Annotated in this window: 23 protein-coding genes and 1 tRNA gene; 8 read left to right on the top strand and 16 right to left on the bottom strand. The window is 46.1% G+C overall.

Annotated elements, in window-relative coordinates; genetic code table 11:
• Positions 1–18: 18 nt before the first annotated feature.
• Positions 19–636 carry a hypothetical protein gene (locus tag AACM02_RS09750; RefSeq protein ID WP_339116837.1) on the bottom strand — a complete coding sequence of 206 codons (618 nt, stop codon included), beginning with the start codon at positions 634–636 and terminating at the stop codon, positions 19–21.
• Between the two features lie 5 nt (positions 637–641).
• Here AACM02_RS09750 and AACM02_RS09745 point away from each other — a divergent pair, with 5 nt between their 5' ends.
• A complete protein-coding gene (locus AACM02_RS09745; RefSeq protein WP_339116836.1) occupies positions 642–1,193 on the top strand; it encodes a TMEM43 family protein in 552 nt (183 codons plus the stop codon).
• A 137-nt stretch (positions 1,194–1,330) separates the two neighbouring features.
• Here the strand turns inward: AACM02_RS09745 and AACM02_RS09740 are convergent, their stop codons facing one another.
• From AACM02_RS09740 to AACM02_RS09705, 8 genes are all read right to left on the bottom strand, one after another.
• Positions 1,331–2,572 (bottom strand): OmpA family protein, encoded by a 1,242-nt coding sequence (locus tag AACM02_RS09740; protein ID WP_339116835.1) that lies wholly within the window; start codon positions 2,570–2,572, stop codon positions 1,331–1,333.
• A gap of 272 nt (positions 2,573–2,844) precedes the next feature.
• Positions 2,845–3,198, bottom strand: coding sequence for a hypothetical protein (locus AACM02_RS09735; RefSeq protein WP_339116834.1), 354 nt, complete (start codon positions 3,196–3,198; stop codon positions 2,845–2,847).
• A gap of 130 nt (positions 3,199–3,328) precedes the next feature.
• A complete protein-coding gene (locus tag AACM02_RS09730) occupies positions 3,329–4,786 on the bottom strand; it encodes a PL29 family lyase N-terminal domain-containing protein (protein WP_339116833.1) in 1,458 nt (485 codons plus the stop codon).
• A 242-nt stretch (positions 4,787–5,028) separates the two neighbouring features.
• A complete protein-coding gene (locus AACM02_RS09725; RefSeq protein WP_339116832.1) occupies positions 5,029–6,384 on the bottom strand; it encodes a hypothetical protein in 1,356 nt (451 codons plus the stop codon).
• Positions 6,385–6,547: 163 nt separating this feature from the next.
• The gene (locus AACM02_RS09720) at positions 6,548–7,069 is read right to left on the bottom strand and encodes a hypothetical protein (protein ID WP_339116831.1); all 522 of its coding nucleotides are present in this window, start codon (positions 7,067–7,069) and stop codon (positions 6,548–6,550) included.
• Between the two features lie 81 nt (positions 7,070–7,150).
• Positions 7,151–8,668 (bottom strand): DUF1565 domain-containing protein, encoded by a 1,518-nt coding sequence (locus tag AACM02_RS09715; RefSeq protein WP_339116830.1) that lies wholly within the window; start codon positions 8,666–8,668, stop codon positions 7,151–7,153.
• Positions 8,669–8,939: 271 nt separating this feature from the next.
• Positions 8,940–9,314, bottom strand: a complete 375-nt coding sequence (locus tag AACM02_RS09710) for an HU family DNA-binding protein (protein ID WP_339116829.1) — start codon at positions 9,312–9,314, stop codon at positions 8,940–8,942.
• Between the two features lie 54 nt (positions 9,315–9,368).
• The gene (locus AACM02_RS09705) at positions 9,369–9,527 is read right to left on the bottom strand and encodes a hypothetical protein (protein WP_339116828.1); all 159 of its coding nucleotides are present in this window, start codon (positions 9,525–9,527) and stop codon (positions 9,369–9,371) included.
• Between the two features lie 334 nt (positions 9,528–9,861).
• On the opposite strand from AACM02_RS09705, the gene AACM02_RS09700 reads away from it, so the two are divergent.
• The 5 genes from AACM02_RS09700 to AACM02_RS09680 all read left to right on the top strand — a co-directional run bounded on the left by AACM02_RS09700 (position 9,862) and on the right by AACM02_RS09680 (position 14,841).
• Positions 9,862–11,304: a transposase gene (locus tag AACM02_RS09700; RefSeq protein WP_339115938.1), complete on the top strand. Its 1,443-nt coding sequence runs from the start codon at positions 9,862–9,864 to the stop codon at positions 11,302–11,304.
• A gap of 321 nt (positions 11,305–11,625) precedes the next feature.
• On the top strand, positions 11,626–13,416 hold the full coding sequence (locus AACM02_RS09695; protein WP_339116827.1) for a HAMP domain-containing sensor histidine kinase: 1,791 nt from the start codon (positions 11,626–11,628) through the stop codon (positions 13,414–13,416).
• 97 nt (positions 13,417–13,513) lie between these two features.
• Positions 13,514–13,783, top strand: a complete 270-nt coding sequence (locus tag AACM02_RS09690) for a type II toxin-antitoxin system ParD family antitoxin (RefSeq protein WP_339116826.1) — start codon at positions 13,514–13,516, stop codon at positions 13,781–13,783.
• Positions 13,764–14,063: a type II toxin-antitoxin system RelE/ParE family toxin gene (locus tag AACM02_RS09685; RefSeq protein WP_339116825.1), complete on the top strand. Its 300-nt coding sequence runs from the start codon at positions 13,764–13,766 to the stop codon at positions 14,061–14,063. The genes AACM02_RS09690 and AACM02_RS09685 overlap by 20 nt, the downstream gene beginning before the upstream one ends.
• A 73-nt stretch (positions 14,064–14,136) precedes the next feature.
• Positions 14,137–14,841: a response regulator transcription factor gene (locus AACM02_RS09680; RefSeq protein ID WP_339116824.1), complete on the top strand. Its 705-nt coding sequence runs from the start codon at positions 14,137–14,139 to the stop codon at positions 14,839–14,841.
• 1 nt (position 14,842) lies between these two features.
• Here the strand turns inward: AACM02_RS09680 and AACM02_RS09675 are convergent, their stop codons facing one another.
• The gene (locus AACM02_RS09675) at positions 14,843–15,742 is read right to left on the bottom strand and encodes a hypothetical protein (protein WP_339116823.1); all 900 of its coding nucleotides are present in this window, start codon (positions 15,740–15,742) and stop codon (positions 14,843–14,845) included.
• Positions 15,743–15,989: 247 nt separating this feature from the next.
• Here AACM02_RS09675 and AACM02_RS09670 point away from each other — a divergent pair, with 247 nt between their 5' ends.
• The gene (locus tag AACM02_RS09670) at positions 15,990–17,489 is read left to right on the top strand and encodes a M28 family peptidase (RefSeq protein ID WP_214062135.1); all 1,500 of its coding nucleotides are present in this window, start codon (positions 15,990–15,992) and stop codon (positions 17,487–17,489) included.
• A 4-nt stretch (positions 17,490–17,493) separates the two neighbouring features.
• Here AACM02_RS09670 and AACM02_RS09665 read toward each other — a convergent pair whose 3' ends face one another.
• From AACM02_RS09665 to AACM02_RS09655, 3 genes are read right to left on the bottom strand one after another with little or no spacing between them, the layout of a single operon-like run.
• Positions 17,494–18,414 (bottom strand): SPOR domain-containing protein, encoded by a 921-nt coding sequence (locus tag AACM02_RS09665; protein ID WP_339116822.1) that lies wholly within the window; start codon positions 18,412–18,414, stop codon positions 17,494–17,496.
• A 37-nt stretch (positions 18,415–18,451) separates the two neighbouring features.
• The gene (ruvC, locus tag AACM02_RS09660) at positions 18,452–19,030 is read right to left on the bottom strand and encodes a crossover junction endodeoxyribonuclease RuvC (RefSeq protein ID WP_214062137.1); all 579 of its coding nucleotides are present in this window, start codon (positions 19,028–19,030) and stop codon (positions 18,452–18,454) included.
• Positions 19,027–19,335 (bottom strand): DUF4286 family protein, encoded by a 309-nt coding sequence (locus tag AACM02_RS09655; protein ID WP_214062138.1) that lies wholly within the window; start codon positions 19,333–19,335, stop codon positions 19,027–19,029. The genes ruvC and AACM02_RS09655 overlap by 4 nt, the downstream gene beginning before the upstream one ends.
• Positions 19,336–19,421: 86 nt before the next feature.
• Between AACM02_RS09655 and AACM02_RS09650 the strand changes: the two genes are divergently transcribed.
• A tRNA-Ala gene (locus AACM02_RS09650) sits at positions 19,422–19,495 on the top strand.
• A gap of 76 nt (positions 19,496–19,571) precedes the next feature.
• Here the strand turns inward: AACM02_RS09650 and AACM02_RS09645 are convergent.
• From AACM02_RS09645 to AACM02_RS09635, 3 genes are read right to left on the bottom strand one after another with little or no spacing between them, the layout of a single operon-like run.
• The gene (locus AACM02_RS09645) at positions 19,572–20,432 is read right to left on the bottom strand and encodes a glycerophosphodiester phosphodiesterase (protein ID WP_214062139.1); all 861 of its coding nucleotides are present in this window, start codon (positions 20,430–20,432) and stop codon (positions 19,572–19,574) included.
• A 36-nt stretch (positions 20,433–20,468) separates the two neighbouring features.
• Positions 20,469–22,739, bottom strand: coding sequence for a twin-arginine translocation signal domain-containing protein (locus AACM02_RS09640; RefSeq protein WP_332456449.1), 2,271 nt, complete (start codon positions 22,737–22,739; stop codon positions 20,469–20,471).
• Between the two features lie 37 nt (positions 22,740–22,776).
• Positions 22,777–23,784 carry a glycoside hydrolase family 43 protein gene (locus AACM02_RS09635; RefSeq protein ID WP_339116821.1) on the bottom strand — a complete coding sequence of 336 codons (1,008 nt, stop codon included), beginning with the start codon at positions 23,782–23,784 and terminating at the stop codon, positions 22,777–22,779.
• Positions 23,785–23,793 lie beyond the last annotated feature (9 nt).

Raw genomic sequence — 23,793 nt, 5'->3', positions numbered from 1 at the left:
CTTGGGAAACTTGTGAATTTAGTTCTTCAGCAACATCAATACATCGGTAAAGGTTTGGTTGCCGAAGGTGTAGGTTATGGTAACCTCTTTGAGCGTATCGCTCGACGTGACGGTGTATTCCGTTGTGGGTATCTTGGTTAGATTATTATCGCCATTGATATCGGTAGGTTTCGCAAATTGCGTGGCATCCTTGGCATAATAGGCTCTTCCCTTTAAGGTGGTGCTAGCTTTCGCCCACGATATACCGGAACCGACGTTCATCCACACAACAGTGCCGCTGTTCCAGTCATTGCCCCAACGCCCCCACATGTTTAACCGTGCGTATATGTCGGTGGTTGCCTCGGAATTGTTGGGCAGCCTGCCGGTAAGCGTGAATTTTACGCCTTCAGCGGCTTGATAGCCGGGGTTATTGGTGCTATTGAACCGCGCCGACCATTTACTACCCGTATCCGTATCTTTATTCAATCCTATCCCCGGGGAGGTGTTGCTATTGCTCTGTAACCATCTTATAAATTCGGGGTCGTTTACCGTGGGAGTAAGCGTGAGGCCGATATCGTTTGATTTCCCGGGCCAGGTATAGATGGGCGTGTTGGCAATGGCGATGCCGGTGGGAGGTATTAAGAACCTGTTGCCCAACAATAATGTGCCAGAACCAGTGTATTCGGCATAAATATGATATCGTTTATATGGGCGGGTCGTCCACCAATCCGCAGATAGGCGATGTGCGGGTAACGATAACTAAGACCGAGCCGTGCGATATTTCTATTTTGGCAAAAGTAAACGGAAACACATTTGAAAAGTATGTGGCAAAAAACGGCAAAACCGTATCCCGCGTGGCACAGGGGACGGTCGGCGCCGAAACAATGTTTGCCGATGCCCATTCCGAAAACTCGATGATGACGTGGATGCTTCGGTTAGTAGGCGTCTTGATGGTTATCGGCGGGCTGCGTGCTATGTTCAGCATTGTCGAAACGCTGTTTAAAGTCCTTCCCTTTTTGGCAAATATCGTTGGAGCGGGTGTAGGGCTGATAGTTGCGGTAGCGGGCATTGCGTGGAGCGTGTTGGTTATCGCCATTGCGTGGCTGGCATACAGGCCGGTAATAGCGATAGCGCTATTGGTTGTTTCAGGCGCGCTGATTTTCTACCTAATCAAGCACGGGAAGGAGAAAAAAGCCGCACTTGCCGCTGTTTAAGCATATCGCACCTGAACAGCGGCGTCTATATCCTCAAACTCCGTACCGCCAAAGACACTGGCACATACAAGGTGGTGAAGGAGTAAAGAAGTCGAAAGGGCGGAGGCTTGGGAGTGGCGACATTCCTGCCGCCACTCCTATTCCAAACTTAGTGTTACGACAACTCTTCTCGCTTCTTGGCTATATCCGCCTACTTCATCCACACCCATACCCTTTGCTGATACAAAACGCTGGGAATTAATACCTTTGCCGGTCAGATAGTTGCGGAGCGAGTCGGCTCGTTGCTGTGAAAGAAGCGCATTAATCCTTTCCGTTCCCGTTACGTCGCACCAGCCTTCTATGCGGATTGCCGTTTCGGGGTAGGCATGGAGAACACGGAGGATTTCATTCAGGTTTTCTTCGTTGATATCCTTGTGTATAACAGCGCTTCCCCTGCGGAAATAAACCGGAGGAATGCGGAGCGCCGCCACTTCGTTCTGATATGCTTTGGCTTTGGCTTCAGCATCTGCCATTCGTTGTTTTTCGGCATCTGCCAACATTTTAGCTTGCGCTTCTTTTTCAGCCTGCTCACGTGCCAATTGCTCTTGACGGAGGCGTTCGGCTTCGGCGGCTTTTTGGTCGCTGTCATCGGGTGCGGGTGGAACCATAGACGTCTGTCCGTCCGTCTTTACGGGATTGGGTGCGGTTTTGCCCAGATGGAAGGTTACGCCCACCGATGCGTTTGCCATGAGGTTCACGCGCCAGAGGGGGTCGTTGTTCACGCCTTCGAAGGCTTCGTTGCGCATCCACAGCAAGCCGCCGCGCAGGTGTGCCGATACTTTGGGCGAGAAGCGGTAACGCAGCCCCAGGTCTCCGCCCGCGGCATAGTTCCAGCCACTCTCGGCGATGCCGTAGCCGTCTAATTTCTTGTTGTCGGCGGCGGCATAGAGGGTGGGCGAGAACTTTTGGGCATATATTGCCGGCGCCAGCTCAATATCGAACGGCGTGTAGTGCCCGCCGCGGATAAGGCTCACCAAACCCATTTGCAGGCGCAGCCCGGCTTGCATATATTGGGCTTTGCTGTAAATATCGCCCAATTTCATATCCGTGGGGGCGTACTGTACATACTTGATGATACCGGCTTTGTTGAAGTAGTCGTTTATCTGATGCTCTTTGGCGCCGAGGCGTCCGATACCGTAATCGAACGATAGCTCCGGCGAAAACCATCCCCCGATGGTATATCCGGCAAACACGCCGCCGCCGTAGCCCGGGCGGGTTTCTTTGCCCAGCGAAAAGAGGTCGCCCCACATAAGGGGGGAATGTGCCTGCGCGCCGAGGTAAAAGCCGCGCGGGTTGCTTTGTTGTTCCGTGGGTGTTTCGGAATTTGTTTGCGCCTGCACGCCTATACATAGTGCAGTGAGCAGGGCTAGAAGGATTATTTTTGTTTTGTTCATAAACTTGTTTTTTTTTGTTTTACGTTGTTTTTGTTTGTTCGCTCGTTCGGATGTTCGGATGTTTTGGAGCTTCGCTCGTTTGGTTGTTTGGTTGTTTGGATGTTTAGTTGTTTGGATGTTTGGATAATACCAACAGCCAACAGCTAACAGCTAACAGCCGATACTTTTCATCCGTTTTCAGAACGTGCTAATGGGTTTGTCTCCGTCGGGGCTTTGGGTTAAAAATCCCCGCGTCGGGGGGTCTTTTCAATAACGATTACCCGGATAGGAGCAATGCCCTTTTGGGAAATGGTAAGCGTGGTAATACCGCCGGCAGAAGTTCGTTTTATACTGCCTGTTTTTATGGCGTTTTTTACTGTTTGCATCACGCGGGGGTCTCCCACCGGTTGTTGGGGTGCGGGACCAAAATCCACTATTATAATAGGCCCGCAGTCTTCACCGCCTATTGTAATAATGCCCGGACTGCGTTTCACCGGTTGGTCTTCTATTACTTTTATCAGGTTTTCTTTTACCCGTCCGGTAAGGGGGCGTCTGTACAGCAAACGCGCTTTTTTTATGGTTTTTGTTTCCATTGTTCTTTTTAATTTAGCTGATGTTTTTTTAGTAGCCGGTTAGCCCGCTTGCCACAGGGTAACCGACTGTTCTGAAATCGACAGCTCCAAAGCCCCCAGCTGCAAACGAGGGGGAGAGAGCGCGGAAGAATTATTGCTTTGTGAAATAATACCTTCTATGCATACCGTCTGAATAATCGTGGGAATATACAAGCTCGGTAGCGGTAAGTTTACGTATTTTTACGCTGGCGACATCAATATAACCTGAACTTTGTGTAAGCATTAGCCCGCTGATGGTATAGGTGAAATTACTGCCGTTGACCACCCCTGTGCTCGTGGTGAGGAACTGCACCGAGTAGGTTGGGGGAATCGCGTATTTCCATTCTCCATCTTTTAAACTCCTTATCATTGTCAACTTCCAATTGCCAATGATAAGCGCCGGATCAATGGAAGTAGCTGCAATTTCGTCAAATTCGACTCTGACAATGGCAGTTCCGTGATAACTGTGCAATGCTTTTGAATACACTTTTCCGGGGAAGGGCAAGACTGTTTCGGTGTCATCCAACCATTGCATCACTTCATAGCCTTCGGCGGGTGTAGCCGTAAATGTTACAGGTCCCTTAGTAACATCAACAACTGAAGGGCTAGTAACAGGCGTGCCATCGGACATTTTAGCTGTGATTGTTCCTGATCCTGATCCTGATTGTATCCCGAATGTTACATAGGCGTATTTGCGTAACGCATCATCGGGAGTTAATCCCGTTTTACTAATCTTGTATGTAACGCCTTTATATACAATGATGATGGCAGTGGGGGTTTCGGTGATGGTGAGGTTGGCGTCGCCGGGTTGTCCGGCGGGTCCTTGCGGTCCGGTGGCACCATCGGCACCGTCTTTTCCGTCAACACCATCTTTTCCATCCTGTCCATCTTTTCCATCCTGTCCATCTTTTCCGTCAATACCGTCTTTTCCGTCAACACCGTCTTTTCCGTCTTTTCCAATAGCTTTCACGGGGTTGCCGTTGGTATCTTTCACTTCTTGCCAGGTGGTTCCTCCGTCGAGGCTCATTTCCCAGTTTCCGGTGGTGTTCACGCGCATTTGCGGCGTTTTGCCGTCTTGCCCGTCTTTACCTGTGGCAGGTACTTTATTGCCTTTGGCATCGAGCATCCACTCGCCGTTGATGGTCCAATAGAGCACGCCGTCGGTGTGGAGTTTTACGTTAACAATAGGGGTATCGCCCTTGTCTCCTTTGTCTCCTTTGTCTCCTTTGTCTCCTTTATCGCCTTTATCTCCTTTATCGCCATTTTTAAGGGTGATTTTTGAGCCGTCGCTCATGGAGAGTTCATAGCCTGTGCCGTCTGCCAACGGTTTGTACGATACGATGCTTACTTTTTTCTCTAAGGCATCAACCAGTCCTTTGATGGTGGCAATGTCGGTGTTTACTGTCTTCACGAGGTCTTCGAGAGTCTTTATGCGCGCCTCGTGGTCGTTTAGTGTTACCAATTGGTTTTCTTGTCTGCGCAGGATTTCATCGAAATCGGTACGCTGGCATCCTGCTGATAGAATCAACGCGAGGATGGCGAGTAATGTAAATAAATTTTTAGTTTTCATTTTTTTTTGTTTTACGTTATGTTTGGATGTTTAGTTATTTAGTTGTTTAGTTGTTTGGTTGTTTAGTTGTTTGGGTGTTTGGATAATGCCAATAGCTAACAGCTAACAGCCAACAGATAATAGGACCGTCGTCTTCGCCGGGGCTTCGGTTTGCAAATCCTCGCGAGCGAGGTCATTGCATCTCAACATCATACTACCGTTATCCAACTTGTTAGTTTCTCAAACTATGACCGATTACCCGCTTACGGATATTCTACGGTCAGGTTGTTAGTTCCGATGCCCCGCAGTTGGGTCTTACCGTACGAGCTGCCGTTGTACAGTTGTTTGAAGCCGATATCCACCATGCGGTGTGTGCCGTCTTTCATTTTGAAAATAATGTAAGCCGTGTGATAGCGGTCTATGATAACGCCAAACGCGTTGCGGGTATAATTCCAGTCGGGATATTTGATAACTGCTTTCACGGGTACGCGTCCATCGTCGTAAATTGTTTTGGCAATGGCTATCATCTCTGCCTCTAATTTTGGGTTGCTGATAGCAGCTTTCGGTACTTTCTCCAGCGCATTGAAGTCGTATGCTTCCAAGATATCCATCCATTGGGATTTTATGTGTTTTTCCCATTTGGGATAATTGTCTTTGGATAGTTTTTCGTACGATGCCAATCCGTCATTGTAATCTTTGTCTTCCACCTTTTTGGGGTGCGTTTTCATATCCTCAGCCGCCAGCTCCAATTGATAGCCTTTGTATAGCCCGATGCCCCAGTTTTGCTGCTTGCTCAGGTTTACAGATTCTACCATGGTGTTGAAGAATGTGTTTTTTACATTTTCAAAAGGTGTGTTTTCTTTATAGAGTTTCAGCAGCCTCGCTTCTTCGGCTTTCCACTGTTTAATCAGGTCAGATGCAGGCGCATTCACATCGCCGACGTATTCAATCAAACCGCGTTTGTATCCGAACCCGTGTTTCTTATCGGGGGAGGCTTTGAAAAAGAGTTCATCTCCTTTTTTGTAGCCGCATATTGTGCTCGCGTCTTCCACATCTACTCTGATTTTTCCATTTTCCATAGCACGCAATAAGGTGCGCGCCTCTAAGAATAGCGGATAGGCTTGCTTGGGAAAAGCTTTGAACACAGCAAAATTGGCATTGATAATAAACTCGGCAGGGATGCCGGGGAATCCTTTTCCCCACTCGTAAACTACGGGCGGTGAATCTTTTCCCGAACTCATCTGCCATGCTAAAATCGTGCGCTGGCTCATAAACAAATTGTTGGTTTCGTTGCCGCTGTTCGCGTAGAAAAAGTTTGGCTCTCTATGATAAGGGGCATAGTAAATATTGGGGTCCAATTTTTCGTACGATGCTTTCAGTTGACTCATAGATACGCCCAAATAGGGGTCAATATCTGTAGTGGAAGCGGTGGACTGTGATATTTGTTTTTCCGCTTGTTCCGAAAGTTTTGTTTCGGTTCGTTCTGTGCTTTTATTGACTGTTTTTTGGGTTTCTTTTTTCACGGCGTCTTTTGCTTTGTTGAGCAGCCCGCCAAGCTGCGCTTGTGCGGTACCTTGTACCGCCAATGCAAGGATGAGAATTGCAATTATTTTTTTCATTTTATTTTTAGTTAATTTGTTGATTAGTTAATTGTTCGGGTGTTTGGGTGTTTGCCTGCCTACCGCAGGCAGGGACGCTTCACTCGTTTGGGCGTTGGGTTGTTGAAACAAGGCATGCTTTGTCTTTGCTGTTTATTTTACCGATGAGGTGGTTATTGGCACATTAAGTTACTTGTTTCTCTTTTTGTAATTTTGTTTTTTTTCCTTCCGGCTTTGTGTCATCCTCTTCATCATCGTTAAATCCTCCGGTAAATCTTCGCACCATATCTACCTGATTGCGGGCAGAGAGAATGTCGCCGATTATGGGTATGTTGTACGCTCCGCGCACCATCCAATTTTGTATTGATTCGGGCATCATTCTGAAAATCCTTGCCCGCAGTCCCACTTTTGCACGGTGTTCTATGCTGGAGCTGACGGCGCCCTTGATAAGTTCTTCGGATGTAGGAAGTTGTTCTCTTCCTTTCGCGTAGCGTGTAAATCCTTCAAAAAGCTTGTGGTATTCGTCGGTTAATGGGGAGTTGAGGAGTTTTTTCTCAAAATCGGCTTGGTCTTCGCACGTCTTCCCGAATTCCTCCATGCGCGAAAACAGCTCTTCGGCTTTGCTCTTTGCTTCCGGCGGTAAATTAAAAGCGCTGTACAACGACTCCCGCCTTGTTTCGATTGATTGTAAGATTCCTTGGTTCATAGTTGTTTGGGTGTTTGGGTGTTCATCCGTTTACTTGTTTCAAACTATAAAATTGTTTCGTGCACCGTTCACTGCTCACCGCTAAATCTGTTCAATCATCTGCGCCCCATACTTCGGCATGGCTCCAAACAGGTCGAATGCTTTTTCGAGCGGATAGATATTGCCGTACATGGATGTATAGTTGCTCTCTGTGCCGCGCATGTTCATCCCCAGCGCCGAGCGGAAGATATTTTCCGAAGAGTTGGGGTTGTGGGTAGATACAGACGAACCTTCCATGTTCAGAAATGCTTTGAGGTAGGCGTCATCTACCGCCTTGCTGAATGTCTTCACTTCGGCATCGGTCATTTCGCGGTTGCCCTCGTATTTCACTAATTGATCTACATCTTCGAAACTTTTAGCGAAGACGCGTAAGAACTTTCCGCCGCCTGACGGCATCGCGAGGTCGGCTTCTATGTTTCCGAAAAAGAGGTTGTCCCAAGCCGATGTTTTGCGGGCTGCTTCCTTGCTTTTGTCGGCATCCACGTATGTACGGTCTAAAGCCGAGAAATCGGAGCACCCTATAATGTTATTATACACATCGGCATTTATTCCTGTCATATAGCGGAATCCGTATCCCATGTCTTTGTCGCTCGGCACCCAGTCCCTCCGCCAGGTAAAAAGCACGGTGTTGTTGTGAAACTCTACGGCAGCTTCGCCGGGCGTTTTGTTCATGCTGCGTACTTCGCACGCCGCCATCCGGCTGGCGAGAAATACATTGTTATAGATATTCCAATTCCCGCCGATATTGCCCATTTGTATGCCAAAATGGCTTCCGTTCAGGAAAACACAGTTGCGAATGGTAACTTGACCTTCTACATCGCCGTGTATCAGTTGGTTGGAAACTGTTGTAATTCCGTTCATGGAAGGCTGGTTGATTTGTTTTCCGGGAGGATTCAGCAGGCTCGATTCCAACCCTTCGGGCGCTTTGAATTTTGGATTAGGCGGATTGGGGATGACGTATTTGTTCATCTGTCCTTTGTCTAAAATCATTCCGTCTATAAGAATTACGCCTGTGCGTTTGCCGCGCACGTAGATGTCGAGCAGCCCGTAGTTGGCGTTGGTGCCTCCGGCAGCGGAACCGGGTTGTATCATGGTGCGGTATTTCAGCGGGTCGCGCTCGGAGAAATCATCGGAGTAGCCGCCCACGATGGAGATGTATTTCTTGATGGAAATGTACCCCGCGTCTAATTTTCCCAGGTAATTTCCTTGGGCCACCAGAATGACGGCTCCTTCGGGCGCATCGTCCACCGCGCGCTGTAAGTCTTTGAGTGGCGATGATTTGCTGCCGTCATTACGGTTGCTTCCTTTGTTTGCCGAAACATAAATGGTTTTTGTCCCTTTGGGGATTTCGCCTTTAGCAACGGCTTTCCCGCTGCCGGATGCTGCGCCGGATGTTCCAGCGGAAGCTGTCCTGTCCAATTTTTCCTCCGCCTTGTCCACTGCTTTTTGGGTTTCTTTTTTCACGGCGTCTTTTGCTTTGTTGAGCAGCCCGCCGAGCTGCGCATGCGCGGGAACTTGTACCGCCAATGCAAGGATGAGGATTGCAATTAGTTTTTTCATGTGCTTTTATTTACCAATTGTTATTGATTATTGTTGAACTGTTGAATCGTTGAACTGTTGTCCCGAAGCATCGGGATGTTAAAAAGTTTATGCGTTCGGTCGTTTGGGGGTTTTTGTTAAGCAAATTCCCGCGTGGGGGGGGCTCGTCCACTTGTCGCTTGTTCTTGCCTACGTGCGCGAATGTTTTCTCTCACGTGGGTAATTTTATTTTCTCGCGTGCCTAAATATTTTTACGCGCGTGGGAAAATTCAAGCGTCCGGCGCGTCTGTTCTTATTCGGCTTTCTCGAAACTGATTTTGGTCAGTTTTTCCTTGAACTCCACGCTCGGGGTAAAGATGACTTTCACTCCCGAAATCATGCCCGTGTTGAATGCCTTGGGGTCGGTTGTTCCCTCGCTCGAGAACGAGAGGCGCAGCGTGCCCAGGTCGCCTAGGTTTACGCTCTTGCCCATCAGCAGGTAGCGGGGCACGGTGGCTATCAGGCTTTCGATGACGTTGGACACATCGCCGCGCGACAAGGACGATAAGTCCATGATGTCTGTCGCGATTTCTTTTTGTCCTATCCTTCCTTCGTTGACGGGCTGCGCGTACCATTTCTTTTGGCTGCGGTCTTGCGGGTTTTCCCGCTCAATTAATTTGTACTTCATAACTGTTCTGTTTTTATATTAATACTGATGTTGGTAAGATTTCCTCATCACTCCTTACTCTTCGCTCTTTTCTCCTTGCTCATCGCTCTTTTTCGGAGGCGGGGGCAGCGCGCCGTTCAAGGCATCCAGAAACTGCTTGTACGAGTCAGCCAACTGCCGCAAAATCTGCCGTATTCTTTCCGCATCTTTCCCGATATTGTCTTTTCCGCTCATTCTTTTCCTATACTAAAATGCCTGCATTCATATACATCGCAAAATTAGGGGATAAACAGGGGGCTGTCAATCCGTAAAAACACGTATTTTTAAATGTTAAAATTGCGGGTTTTACGTACGTGTTTTGTGCAAAATGTAGAAGTTATGACACGTGTGCGAGTGGCAATGTTAACCCGCGCACGTGAGCAGATGCTTTTCTATTAATTTCTGCTGATGTTTCGCAGTTAAAAATGAAGTTGATAATCAGAGGATAAGAGATAAAAAAAGCAGCATATTTTAGCTAATATATCATTGAAAATGATTATCTTAGCGATGGAAACCAAACCATTAAAATATGCTGCAGGACAAAGATATTAAAAAGATTCAAGAGTTGAAAGCGGACTTTACCCCCGGCAGGGTTTCCGCTGAAGATATTTTTAGCCGCTTCAAGGCGTTGAAGCTAAGCGAAGGTCTTTCTGAGTTCAAATGGTTCAAGACCCGGGGATATGATTTTAAAATGGTCCTGGCCCTGCTGGTCTCCATGGTGGTCAGTTCAGACAAGACGGTCAACTCCTATCTGAACAGCCCCACAGGTGAAGGTTCCACCATGGGCAAGGATGTGTTCTATCGCTTGAAGAACAGTTCCATCATATGCTGGCGGATGCTTATGTGGCATCTTGTGCATCGTTTTCTGACGGTGACGTCCAAAGATAGTGATGTAGATGATACCTCATCCCGTTACCTGATCTTCGATGACACCACCCTGTCTAAAACCGGGAAGCGTATAGAGAAGATCGGGAAGGTATGGGATCATGTAACCAACAGCTACGTGCTTGGATTCAAGCTGTTGGTGATGATGTACTGGGACGGTAAGTCCTCCATACCACTGGATTTCAGTCTTCACCGGGAAAAAGGGAAAAAGCAGGAACGCCCGTTTGGGATGACCAAAAAGCAGATCCGCAAGCAATACAGTTGCAAGCGTATCAAGGACTCGTACACCGCTAAACGTGTGGAAGAACTGGACACGAACAAGATTCAGATGGTCCTGCGGATGTTTTTCACGGCCATCTATCGCGGGCTTCGTGTTGATTACGTCCTGGTGGACAGCTGGTTTACTTGCGATGCGTTGATACAGGCTATCCGGAGTGTGAAGGACAAGGAAGTTCACCTGATCGGGATGTACAAGTTTGCAAAGACTAAGTTTGAGTATCAGGGTAAGAGCCTGACTCACGCCCAGATCAATAACATGCTGGGCAAACCCAGGCGCTGCCGTTCCCTGGGTTACCAGTACAAACAGGCCAGGGTGCTGTACCAAGGTGTTGAGATCTGCCTTTTCTTTAGTCGTCGGGGCAAAAATGACAAATGGAAGGTTTTGTTGACGACGGACACGAAACTGACGTTCAAGGGATTGATCGGGCATTACCAGGTAAGATGGGTTGTGGAGGTGTTCAATCGAGAATCGAAGCAATTGTTGAACCTGGGAAGATGTCAATCCAGTAACTTTGACGCCCAGGTAGCAGAAACGACCATCAGCATGATAGCCTATCTGTTATTGACACTGCGTTTCCGGTACGATAACTACGAGTCGAAAGGGGCACTTTATCGGTCAATGAACGCCGATGTGCTCAGGGAAACACTCGACAGACGGCTATGGGGGCTGTTCATCGAGTTAGTCTGCTCAGTATGCGAGGTATTGGAGATGGATGCCGATGATTTACTTGAAAAAATGTTGGCCAATCCAAAAGCAGAATCCATGATCATTGCACTGTGTTGTTCGGTGATGGTTAAGGACGATTGAGAAATTGTAAAATATAAAATGTTATAGTACAGAGATATAGATAATAATGCATTTCCCTTCTATTTCTTTGTCAATGGTTTGAGGGAAGTGCGAAACATGAGATTTCTGTATTTATTTTTAACAAAATGGTTGGTTGTGTTAAAAAACGTTTGTATATTTGTCGTGTCAGAAAAAAATCGCGTTCGTAGTACTAAAATCATTTTTTGATAAAAACAACTACTGATTAAAGTTTATGAAACGAGCATCTAAATTAGTTACACCCATGTGCATGATTAAAAGCGAGTTTCATACGATACCTTTGAAAATAATAGTTTTAATCGTATGAAAAAAATCTTCATTGTCATCCTGCTTGCCGCCATGTACTCCACGTTGTTCTGCCGGGCTTTATCCGAAAGCGGCGACTATTATGCCAAAGCGGATAAGTATTACCTGAACGCCAAAAACGACTCGGCGCTGGTATGCCTCGACCTTGCCCTGGCAGGCATGCAAGACACCGCCCATTACGCGCGCAGGGCGGAGGCTCTCCTTCTCCGAAGCCGCGTGCTGGGAAACCTTACCTTTTTTGAAACGGCTCTCGAAGATGCCATCCTCTCTTACGATATCAGCAAGAAACACAAAGACAACCGGCTGACCGCCCTGTCGATGCTGGCTGTTGGCAAAGTGCATTACCTGATGTATAATGATTCGCTGGCAGAAGATTATATGCTCCAAGCCAAAAAACTGGCAGAACGAAATCACCTGAATAGAGAGGTGATGATGGTCGAAAATTCGTTGTCGCAATTGTATTCCGTACTCGAGCGCAACGAGGAATGCCTCGCGCTGGCGGCTAAATCGCTCGAAACTGCAAAGCAACTGAAAGATACCCTGTACATGATCCAAAACCTGAACCTGCATGCCGCCTATTACACCAACCTGAATCGCTATACCGACCCCCTGCTACCCGAATACCAAGTGAAAGTGAAGCAGTATCTGGACGAAGCGATGGAATTGGTTGCCATGAAGAATATCCCGCTGCTCACCCTGGGCACTTATGCCAATTATGTGCGCTACTACCGGGTGGAGAAAGACTACAATAACGCATTGAACTATGCGCATAAAGTAATAGAAATGTGCGAGCCGACTCACTATGCCATGCTGATACAGATGTATGACCATCTGGTAGGGATTTACGCGCATCTCGGCGACGTGAAAATGACCATAAACAGCCATCAACGGTTTCATGAACTGATGCGCCGCCAGTCGGACTACACCCTGCACCGCTCGCTGCAGGAGATGCGGGTGAAGCATGACGTGGAGGGGAAGGAACAGGAAGTCAAACTCGCGCGGACGCACCGCCTGCTGCTGGCGGTTGTCGCTGTATCTGCCTTGCTGCTCGGGGGGATGTTTTACGTCATGTACCGTATCCGCAGGAGGCAGAACAAGCGTCTGCACCGACTGAATGCAACCAAAGACAAACTGTTCTCCATAATTTCGCACGACCTGAAAGCGCCCGTAGCCGCACAGCGCATGGCCGTGGAGAATATGCTTGAAAGTTTTGACGATTATAACACGGACTCCTTGCTGAAAAACCTGAACGAGTTCCGCCGGGCAATTGAAACCCAGCTGGAGCTGCTCCAAAATCTGCTCAACTGGGCGCGCATGCAAACCGGCGAGATGAAATACCGCCCATCGCTGTTTGACTTGTCTGAAATGATGAGGGAGGTAATGGAACTTTACCGGCTGCCCGCGCAAAACAAAGCAATAACCCTGCGGTTGAACAGCGATGAACGCTGTATGGTTACCGCCGACCGCCAGATGATACACACGGTGCTGCGCAATCTGCTGAACAACGCCGTGAAATTCACGCCCGAAGAAGGAGAAATCAACGTCGATGTAACGTGTGATGAAACGGGTGTTTCGCTTCGGATAAAAGACAACGGCGTGGGAATAAGTGAAGAGGATGTGAAAAAAATAGTAACGCTCGGCGAAAGCAAATCAACCAACGGCACCCACGGAGAAACAGGTAGCGGGCTGGGACTGATTATCTGTGAAGAAATGCTTGTCAGAAACAATAGCCGACTTATTATCCACAGCGTGAAAGGAAAAGGCACGGAGGTGGGGTTTGATATTTAGGGGTTTGGGCGGTGAAAACGTTTTTTTATATATTTAACTCGTGGAGGTTTGCAAGGTGTACCAATAATTGGTATTTTCGCAAAAACAATTTTTAATTATGGCTAAAAATACATCCATTTTACTTGGCGACTATTTCAATAATTTTATAAACAAGCAAATTGAATCCGGAAAATTCTCTTCGGCAAGTGAAGTTGTGAGGGCGGCGCTCAGAATGTTTGAACATGAAGAAGCTAAAAAAACGGAATTGATTAAGGAACTTAAAAAAGGAGAGCAATCGGGGTTCATTAAGAACTTCAATAGAGAAGTTTTTTTAGATAATTTACATCAAAAACATAAATTGCCCAATAATGGAGTTGAAAATCAGTAATGAAGCTCAAGCTGACCTTGAAAAAATTTGGCTTTATACTTTTGAAACGTGGTCAATAGAACAAGCTGATAGATATGTCGGCTTAATTCTTGACGAAATAGAATATATAGCCAATAATCCAAAGGCAGCAAAAAATTACGGCAAAATAAGAAAGGGATATTTTCGTTCAAAAGTAAAATCACATTTCATCTTTTACAGAATTAACCTTGAAAAGAGTTGTGTTGAAATAATTAGGGTGTTGCATCAACGGATGGATGTTGAAAACAGACTGAACGATTAAATTCCAACCATACATTCCACAGGCTTGGCAGCAAGCACACAACCCCGCATTAAATCTTCAAACTTAAAAAAATATGCATACAGTAATTTTAGTTGACGACCACGCCATGTATCGAGAAGGAATAAGATCCTCGATGTCTAAACTAACTGAGTGTCCATGCGAAATAATTGGAGAGGCGGGTTCTGCCGCTGAGTTTTTCATGTTTCTGCAAAAAGGCGATATTCCCGATATGGCGCTGCTGGACATTATGCTGCCCGACTTGTCGGGAGTGGAAATAGCGCGCAAACTCCGGCTGGAATATCCCGAAATGAAAATCATCATGCTCTCTTCCGAGGTTTCAGAAGAATTGATTACCGAATTGCTGGAAATAGGCGTGGACGGATACCTGAATAAATTGGCGCGCAGGGAAGATTTGCAGGCGGCATTATGTACGGTAGCAGGGGGCAACCCGTATTTCGGGCGGAGCGTTGCCAAAATGATGTACGAAATTTATCTGGCACAACAATATCAAAAAGATAGCCCGCGCAAAAAAGGGATTTTCAATTATAAAAAACAAATTTCACCGGCGGCGCCATCAGAATCCATTCTCTCTGAACGTGAAACAGAGATAATCTGCCTGCTGTGCGATGGTAAATCAATGAAAGAAATTGCCAGCCGTTTGTGTATCAGCATACGTACCGTAGAAACGCACAAAAGCAATATACTGGCAAAATTAGGCTTTTCCAATCTCGTTGATTTGGTGAAGTTTGCCATTAAAGAAGGGCTGGTGGAAATCTGAATCATTTACCCCTTCCCGGCCTGAACTTAAGTTCCAGTTTCGGCTGCGGGCGCATCTTGCCCGAAAACATATCGCGTATCCAAATCAAACCTGCTTCCGCACCAACAGTGGGTTGAAACCAGTACTCAACCGTTCCTCCGTAATACGTATTGTTTAGCATCGGCAACATGGGCGTGGCCGGTCGGTTAGTGTTTTGCGAAACGGGAAATCCACCGTAGGCGTTCAGGAACCAGTCGTCGGATAATCGGTATCGGGCATGTAAATCCACCAAGACGGCCGATTGATTCAGCCCAAACATATTGGCGCCGGTTTGCATGTAGCCTAAACTGCCTTCGAGCATCAGGTTTCGGCCGGCCAAGTATTGCAAATCGGCGGAAATATTCCAGAAAGGAAGCACACCGAAATTTGAGTTATACATGGCCGATATTCCGGCGTTTAGGTTGGGCGCGAGCAGATAACCGGCTCCGGCATTCAGTATATAATAGTTTCCTTTCCCAAAAAAAGGGGTTTCCACTAATCCCAGTGTAGCTGCAGAATAAAGGCTTATTCTCGGAACCGGTGAATAGGTTGCTACGGCTGTTCGTGATTTGGAATTAATATTATCCGATCCGGTACCGTAAAACTGAACGCCCGATGGTTGTGTGCGAGACATAAGGTAAGGATTTACCGTGAAGTCGTTGAAGCGGTTGTATTGAAGCCCGTCTTTTCCCACGATCGGGTGTATGGTGGGAATAATGACGGAAACACCACCCGGTGCAGCAGAATCGGAGGGCAAGGACAACGGATTTTTCGGGATTATCCTTAAACTATCTTTTCTGATGGGGTTCTCTTGTGCGCACACCGAATAAAACACCAGAAACATCAGGAAAAACAGAAGTAAAAGTTGTTGCGGAATCTTCATATTGTATATTTTGGCCGTTACACTATCAAAATCAGACCGCCTTTCTGACAGATTTCAGTCTAATATCTGTTACCTGCTATCTATAACAAAATTAATCATTTGTTTCTTAAGAGATGCCCAATTTTTCAAAATCACTGCATAAGAAAAGTTAAAAGTATTCGGGAGGTTTCCTTTTTGAAAGGAAGTTTGATGGCGGATTTTACGCAAATATGAATATCTTTGTAAAAAAATCAAAAATACATTTCAAATGCATATTATCAGAAAAGTTTGCTTCCTCGTTCTGCTGATAGGAAGTCTACCTGTCGGAGCGCAAAATAAAGTAAGCAAAAAAATCATGGAGATTGGGAAAACGGATAACCGCACCATGCAACATTTGGATATACTCACCAACCGGATCGGCGGTAGGCCGATAGGTTCCGACGCTTATGAAAATGCTACGTACTGGGTGGCCGGTAAACTGAAGGAGTGGGGGTTGGAAGTGGAAATTCAGGAAGTGGGAGAAATGCCCGTGGGTTTTAACCGGGGCCCCTGGTTTGGGAAAATGTACAGTGATACCTCCATGTCACTCGATTTTGTAACGCCTAGCTATACATCCGGAACAAAAGGAGTACAACGCGGACATGTGGTTGTTGAACCCAAAACCCGGCAGGAGTTTGAACGGATGAAGGGGAAATTGAAAGGAGCATGGGTGTTGATTGAAGGACAGAATACCGGTTTTCCTATTGATCACTCTGTAAGCGGAGATTCCCTGCGGAGTGCCATCATTGCCAAAAAAGAAGCATCTCCAAACGATTCTGACAAAATCACCGAGCCGGCATTATTCTATAAGGAGATGAGGGAAGCCGGAATTCTGGGAACGATCCAGTCGGCTCCGGTTCCACTGGTGGCGATGTATGACCGGAAAAATATTTACAGCTTGTCGTTTGATAACCTGCCCACCATTCCCGATATAAAATTGAATGAAGATCAGTATAATATTATTCGAAAAAAAGTGGAAAGGAGGGAGTTTGTAATGTTGGAATTTGACATACGCAACCATTTCAAACCCGGACCGGTAAAATACCACAATGTGATAGGAAAGATCCGGGGGACGAAATATCCGGATGAATACGTGATGAGCGGCTGTCATCTGGACTCCTACGATTCCTCCACTGGGGCGGTTGATTGTGGGACGGGCGTTGCTCCTAATCTGGAAATGGCGCGGATGATCATGGCTGCCGGAGGAAACCGTCCCGACAGGACGATTTTGTTTTGTTTTTGGGCAGGAGAAGAGTTTGGGTTGTTGGGCTCTAAATTTTGGGTGGAGAACAATCCGGATAAATTGAAAAAGATATCCAATTATTTTAACCGTGACGGCGGTCCAACCGCCGCATCGGGGTTGAACGTTCCCGAAAATATGTACGACGATATTGTAAAATGTACGGAGGGGTTAGCCGATTACAACCCTCAGATTCCTTTCACCGTTGAAAAAAGCACACAACCTCCTCGTGCTGTCCCCATTACTGCCGGAGGTAGCGATCATGCCTATTTTGCTATGAATGGCGTTCCGACTCTTGCTTTCAGCAATACGGATCCGTTAGGGTATAATTTCAGTTACCGGGAAATCTGGCATACTACCCGCGACCTGTATAACTTAAGCATTCCTGAGTACATGGACTATACATCCGTAACGCAGGCGGTTACAGTTTATAACATGGCTAATTTAAAGAATTTGTTACCGCGGGACGGGATTTATATTCAGGAGTAAACGATCACCTTTTCAATACCCAGGCATCCCGGTGATTGGGAAAATCCTTTTTGAGCTGTTTCAGGTTTTGTTCAGCTTCCTCGCGTGTAGAGAAAGACAAGGCGTAAACATCGATACGATTGGGGCGATCGATAACGGAAGCAGCTGAAAATCCTTCGGAATGCAACAGGGCAATCATGTCATCGGCTACATTGCGAACCTGATAAACACCGGTCACGATGTAAAACTTGGGGCCTTCCGATGACAGCGTAGCTTCTACTTCGGGTTGGGTTGTGGTAATGTTTTCACTAAGATCCGGCGTTTCCCCGGAAACAACTCCAGCCGCAACGGATGGGACTGAACCGAGGGAGAAGAATTGAGCCGTTTGATGGCGAAGAGTACTGTCCTGAATGGGGAAAAGAAGCATTATAGCGGCAATAACCGCTGCTGCAGCTGCACCAATGCCTGCTTTCCTTACAATGGATTTCTTGCTGCTTTCCGGTATTTCGACTAACTGTGCAGCCGGCTGCAGCTGAATTACGGGTTTCAAGGAAGCACTGGAAAGCCCAAAGTGTTCGGGTCGCACAAAATTTTTTGACTGATAAACAAACCGCTGATCATCCACCATCCGGAAACTTCCCAGATCGCCCAGATCGACAGATTTCTCAGAACGTAACTGGTTTTTAATCTGTCGCACGGAGTCATTGATTTTTTGTGTGGCGTTTTCAAAAGAAATGCCGTCAATACGCATGTAAGACTCCACCAATAATCCGTCGTTGTGGGAGAGCTCTCGATTAAATACCAGTTCACACTCCGGTGGATTGAAAACCGAGAGTCCGTTTCTGTGGGCAGGAGCCGTATTCACAACAAATCCTCCCAGTGAAGGAACAATTACACAATTGTGTGTATGTAAAAGATATTCTATATGGGAAATCAGCTGGTTCATAACGCAAAGATAAAAAAATGATTATGGATTTGAAAATTTATTTTCTTATTTTTGTCTGATTACGTTCTGCAAAATCTTTCCAGTTCTTGTATTTAAGACCATCGGATTGAACACCCAAAGACTGGTAATAGTGGCACATGGCTGCAGCCAGACCGTCCGTGGCATCCAGCTGAGGAAGCATGTTCGCGTCAGGGATCTGCAGAATCTTTTGCAACATGTAGGCCACCTGTTCTTTTGCCGCACGCCCATTTCCGGTAATGGACATTTTTATTTTCAACGGAGCGTATTCAAAAATGGGAACGTCTCGTGCTATGGCTGCGGCCATGGCAACACCTTGTGCACGGCCAAGTTTGAGCATGCTTTGCACATTTTTACCGTAAAAAGGTGCTTCAATAGCCATCTCATCGGGTAAATATTCTTCGATCAAGCTGACAACCCGTGAATAAATTTTTGCCAGACGAAGGTAATGGTTTTCATATTTGTCGAGCTGCATAACACCCATTGCTTCAAGTGCCGGCTTGTTCCCGAGGACCTTGAGAATTCCGTATCCCATAACTTGTGTCCCCGGGTCGATACCCAGAATAATTCGTTCTTTTATAGGCGGTTGTTGTATCATAGATCAATGGGTTGCAAAAGTGTTGCAAATCCCTGAATGTTTTGTCCAAATCTTGTTGTTATTAAAAAATAGAGCTTTCTTCCCACAGTTTTGTTCCATTCCTCCAGGGCTTCAATTGTATCGGATTTAAACTCCAGGGCATAGGAGGCATCCCCGTTGTCGTCTTTAGAAAAAACACGTGTGAGCCTTGGCTCTTTCATGACATGGTTTTGGGTGGATAAGGGGATGTACTCGTTACGGATAAAATCCAGAAACTTGTTCTGTAATTCTGTCGGAACGCTAAAAGTAGTGTTATAAATAATCATTGTGTTCTTTTCTGTAAATTTATTTTTCGAATACCGTTGCAAATTTAAATAAAAACTCTATCTTTGCAAACCGAAACAAAAAACATGGGGGATTAGCTCAGCTGGCTAGAGCGTTTGACTGGCAGTCAAAAGGTCATCGGTTCGACTCCGATATTCTCCACTTATCTCAGGATTAAATGTTTATTTATGTGAGTGATGCTTGCAGGTGTCGTTTATGAGTGCCTAAATTAATGATTTCACTTTAACTTAATCCAAGAAACATTTGCTTTTACCCATTTCGAAATTGCCAAAGGAACATCCGTACACAAATGATCACCTCCTAAGGCAACCCCTAGTAAAAAATCCTCTACAGACGTGCCGGGCCATAGACAAACCGTAAATCCTTCTTCTTTCGCATGCTGAACCATCCCGCGTGTGGTTCCATCAATTCTGCACGCGACTCTTTTAATTCCAAGTTCGTTGGCCTCCTGCAGCAGATTTTCACTCAATCCTTCCGATTTTATTAACATTAATTCTGTTTTCGGACGATTTTCTTTTAAATACTTCAGTGGTCTTTTGTCAAAGGATGTCAATACATATGTGGATGTTGGCGGTTTCGCTGCATATATTTTATCACAAAGCTGGTCGCAATAGCGCTTTAAAGTGGCTTCATCATACATGGGGTTATTTGTTTTCATTTCGAATTCCACATATACCTCCTCTTTATCGTTGAAAAAATCAAGAACCTCTTCCAATGTCGGAATTGTATTTCCCTGTTTCGTCCTTAATTTTCTGATCTCATTTAATGTTAAATATTCAATGGGACGATCAATGCCGACCGACCGGAGCAAAGATGCGTCATGTAAAAGGACTAACTTACCGTCCTTCGTTTGCCGTATATCAATTTCGTATCCGCGAATACCCCGCTCATAGGTTTCTTTCAGAGCATTGATCGTATTTTCTTCGTATTCAAGCATTCCACCACGATGAGCGTGGATATTGACATTTATTACTTGTGCATAACTGTTGAAAAAACAACACAGAATTATTAGAATCGCTAATTTCACTCTGAATGAAAAACCCATTCTTTTTACACGGCCATCTGCATTCATGATCATGACTTTTATGGTTTAATTTTTTTTAAAAAAGATATATTAACTAATCTTCTGTTTGAATTTGATGGAAAAGTCCGTTTCCCCAGACTCTTCTCCTTGAAAAGTGATCGAAAGCACATCCTGATTTTGAATAACACGACATTTGGCGTCTTTACATGTTATGTCCCCGAATGTATATCGCCGAGGAACTTTGATATACATGGATAAAGGAAACGACCCGACAAGCCGAACAGTTCCGTTCAATAGCATTCGCTTGCTTTCCCATTCCATAGCCGACACCTCCATACCATTTTGGGTAATGTGACGATCACTACTGATCCATTGAGGAACATCTTTTATCGGATGGATGGCCACCAATCTCACAGCATGAGGAGGAACTTCCAACGAAAATTGTTTCTCAATCGATTTATAATTAAAAGGTTGTTTTTCCCAGAATTCAAAACCGGTGTAATCCTGATTCTCGATGCCTAACTCCTCCGGCGTTGTAGATATGAAGTTTCTCTGATCCTCCCAATTAAAAAAAGCGATCACATTATACTTGCCTATAAATTCGTGTTGTATCCGCAAATTCCACACAGGCATTGTCCCAAAATAGGGATAGAGATTCCCTGGACGAACATCTGCTACGGGCAATGTCTGTTGTAGAATTTTCATTTTTCTTTCCTCTAGGCCAGCTAGTTTATCACCAAAAAATGTCATTTGTCCGGGTAAAGCGACAATCGTGGCCGAGGTACGTGCTTCCTCCAAAGGAAGATCACCCACAAGCAAGGTATCGGGATCTGCTATCATTACGATATTGTGAGTAAATACTTGATTAACCAGACAACTTGCCTGATTTACCACGCCACTCCACACGACCGGCTGGTTAGGATGTACAATATCTGCCCCGATACGGGAGGCCTCTGCATATCTCGCTTCCGGACCCGAAGTATGTCCTTGACAGGCCAGAAATACCCGGTCCTCACCCATTCCTTCACGGAATGCCTGTACGCAGAGTTCAAAAGGATTGAGGCAGGACGGATCGTTGAAACACGCCCTGATTTCGGGTCGTTCGTATAAATGAGCGCAGTAACCGGAATTTCGTCCCGACATACCATCAATCTTAAAAAACTCATATCCCCATTCCCTGGATGCGATCCGGTGTATTTCCCGCAGGTGTTCTCTCGCTTCCCTTACCGTGGGATCCAGAGTGTACTTGCCGTTCCAGGAGCTGATGGGTTTTCCGTTCTTGTCGTGCAAGAACCAGCTATGGTGTTCCTTATAAAACAATTCATTTCCCGTGCCAAAAGGAGCCATCCACAACCCGGGACGAAAACCCAGCAACCGTATTTCATCGGCCAACGCTTTCATTCCTTTGGGAAATTGTTTTTCATTTACCTCAAGGTTCATGTTGTAGAAGTCCCTCACTGGCAATTGATCGGAATTTCCTTGCCAAGACTCGATGGACCAAAACTCGCAACCGAAAGGTTGAAGGTACTTCTTTCCAATCCGGGCTTCGGCCAAGTTGTCTTCCGCCGAAGCTTTATCGAAATAGGTGTTCCAGGACATCCATCCGGTAGGGACGACAGGACAGCGTTTCCTGTCAATGGGCTGATAGTAGGGGATATATCGTTTTTGAAAGTAACCAGGCTCCATGTTGAAGACAAAAACCGTCTCAGCGGCATCTTCGATTCGTCCGCTTAACCGGAATGAAAACTCCCCCTTGACAACCGTTTGGATCCTGAAATTTGCGGCAGTGAACTGTAATAAAAGATCATCCTTCGGAGAGAATAAGGAATCATTCAGGAGCGAATCGGCAAACCCACTCATCAGATTTAACACCCTCTCTCCGACAACGGGTTTGGTCCGACAGGGAAAAGCATCTTCTGAAAAGAAAATAGTACCCTCAAAAGAGAACCTCCCTGCGAATCGCTGTGCTGTCCGGTGGTAGAACAGTAGCTCTAGCTGCGTGCCTACTGTATTGAGCACCCAATAACCCTGCACGTCGCCTCGAGGATCCACCAAGGTATTCCGGTTGGCAACTCCGTCCCGGGAGCAGCAGACCATCCAGGGCGTATCGTCCGACAGAAAACGTAATTTTCCCTTTAGGGTCACATTTAGATTTTGCAGGATAAGTTGAGCATTTCTCTCGTCAAAATCAAATTTCCACACAGCAGAAAGTGTATCTTTTTCTTTCTCGATAATCCCTTGTCCTTCGGAATTATTTGGTGTGTCGGGAAAGCGAGAGGTAAAACTTGTTAATCCATTTGCGGATGTTAGTGCGACACCGCTAATTGCAACTTTTTTTAAAAAATCTCTCCGTTCAATCATGGGTTGCAGATGTAGTTAAATAATTTACTGCATAACGTTAAAGCGTTAATTCCAGAAGCAGTTGCAGGGTATCTCCGGTATCTTGCAGTTCGAATATCCGGGCACGTTCCTGGCCTCTCGGTGAGTTGGGACGGTGAAAAGTCATGCATAGACGGCCTTCGAAAGTGCGGAATATCATGCCGTGTCCGCCGTTTTGCGTGAACAGTGGCTTCTCTTGTTGTACCCATGGCCCGTGTATTTTTCCGGTTACCGACTCCGCTATTCCAATGGCATATTCACCGTTCATAAAGCTGGACCATATCATCAGTAATTTACCTGTTTTTGTGCGGTAAAGAAAACACCCGTCTGTAACGTACGATTTTACGGGAATGTTGTCGTGTGAGGATCCTGTGGACCAACCGGCTGCCGAGGCGTGAAATAAGGTCAACGGGTCTCCTGTGGGGGTGGAAAGGTCTTCAGATAGCTCCATCAATACCATGGTGCCGTCGATCACCTGCACCCATTCGTGGCAATAAATCATGTAAGGGCGTCCCTCCTCAACCCATAATGTTCCATCAAGCGCCATTTGATCCATAGGTGTATGAGGTACTTTTGCGAAAGGGAGGAAAGGCCCATCAGGATGGTCGGAAACAAAGATTTGTGTTCCCCGGAAAAGGTATTTAGGCCATCCTTGCTGCTCTTTCTTCCACTGAATATTTGAATTTAACGTGGCAAAAAGGTAGTATTTCCCATTATAAGTGTGCACTTCGGGAGCCCAAACCGCTCCGGTTATCCAGTTGTCATCCGGCACAGTAAACACCTGCACCGGACCTTCCCAGTTTTTCAGGTCCCTACTTTTATAAGCCTCAACTCCTCCCATAACTTTTCCCGAAGTATTGACTGAAGCGGATTTGTACATGTAGTAATATCCGCTTTTTTTATCTGGCATAATGTAAGGATCACGGATAGGAATTTCCGATAGCTTTTTTACGGTCTGACCGCATAACGGCAAAGCGTTGATAACAATAATGAAAAAGAGTGTTAACGATTGATTTTTCAGGTCCATATTATTATT

Origin of the sequence: Petrimonas sp. (assembly GCF_963921705.1) — a bacterium.
Taxonomy (GTDB): Bacteria; Bacteroidota; Bacteroidia; order Bacteroidales; family Dysgonomonadaceae; genus Petrimonas; species Petrimonas sulfuriphila.
This window is presented reverse-complemented; position numbering and strand designations above follow the sequence as displayed.